The organism is Streptomyces sp. NPDC006265, assembly GCF_040613555.1.
In the GTDB taxonomy this organism is placed as follows: Bacteria; Actinomycetota; Actinomycetes; order Streptomycetales; family Streptomycetaceae; genus Streptomyces.
The window spans coordinates 1-1308 of the sequence record NZ_JBEXSH010001443.1; the positions used below are offsets into that span (position 1 = coordinate 1).

A 1308-nucleotide genomic window follows, 5' to 3' on the forward strand; every position below is an offset into this window, starting at 1 on the left:
CGGAGCGCTCGGCGCGCAGCGCGCGGGCGGTGCGGCGGGTGTCGTCGGCGGCGCGCTGGGCGGCGCGCCGGTCCTCGTCGGCGGCCCGGGCCCGCTCCAGGCAGGACTGGGCGCTCGCCTCGGACTCGGCCGCCTCGTCGGCCAGTTCGCGCAGTTTGGCCTGCCAGCCGGCCCGTTCGCGCAGCCGGAAGGCGAGCCCGGCCAGGGCGTCGGCGGAGCGGCGGGCCTTCTGGGCGGCCTCCTGCCGCTCGTCCCGGACGTGAGCGGCCTCGGCGGCGACCTCGTCGGCCTCGGCACGCACCGTCCGGGCCTCGGCCTGTTCAGCCTCCGACTCCTCGGCGAACGCGCGGCTGTCGTGGGCCGCCCGGGCCAGTTCGGTCAGCCGGCCGGCGGGGCAGCCGCTGCGCCAAGAGGCGAGCCGGGCGGCCAGTTCGCGGTCCTTGCCGAGCCGGGCGGCGAGGGTGCGGATCTCCTCGTCCCGCTCGGTGGCCCGGGCGCGCAGCGCCTGCCGCTCCTCGTCGGCGGCGTGCTCGTCGTGCATGGCCGGGTTCGGCGGCACGAGGAACACGTCGCCGCTGTCGGAGTCCGGGGCGGGCGTCGGGGCGAGGAGGGCGGCGGCGGTGCCGACCGCCACGGCGGAACGGGGCAGCAGGGCCGCGTCGCCCAGCGCCTCCCGGGCGCGTGCGTGGGAGTCGGGGTCGGTGATGATCACGCCGTCGACGAGTTCGGGCCGGGCGGCCAGCACGCGCGCGTGGTCGGCCGGGTCGACGGCCTGGGCGAGATAGCGCCAGCCGGGCAGCGCCGGGATGCCGTGCTCGCCGAGGAATTCGACGGTGGCCAGCACGTCCGGGCCGGGTGGCAGCAGCCCGCCGTCCCCGAGCGCGCCGAGGATCCGGGAGTCGTCGGCGGCGGCCGTACGCAGGTCGAACAGCTGCCGCTCGGCCGAGGAGACGGAGTCGTCGAGCAGGTCGCGCAGGTCGTCGGCGAAGCGGTCGAGTTCCTCCGGGGTGAGCCTCTGCTCGCCGGAGGCGGACGGTGCGACGGGCTCGCCGGTGCCGTGGCGGGGTTGCGGGATGCCCGGGCGGGTCTGCGGGGTCAGGCTGAGCAGTTCCGCCAGCCGCTCCTCCCCCGCCAGCGACTCGGCGGTGCGGCGCTCGGCCTCGTACGCCCCCTCCGCCGCCGTGGCCGCGTCGGCCGCGCGGGCCGCGGTCAGTTCGGCGCGGGTCTCGGTGGAAGCCGCTTCGCGAGCGTGCTCCGAGGCCCGGCGGGACGCCTCGCGGGCGGCGTCCCAGGCCGCGACGGCGGTCT

1 pseudogene is annotated in these 1308 nt (G+C 78.7%); it reads right to left on the reverse strand.

What is annotated here, in order from left to right:
- Positions 1 to 1308, reverse strand: a pseudogene (locus ABZ281_RS49645) (hypothetical protein); the annotation flags it as partial.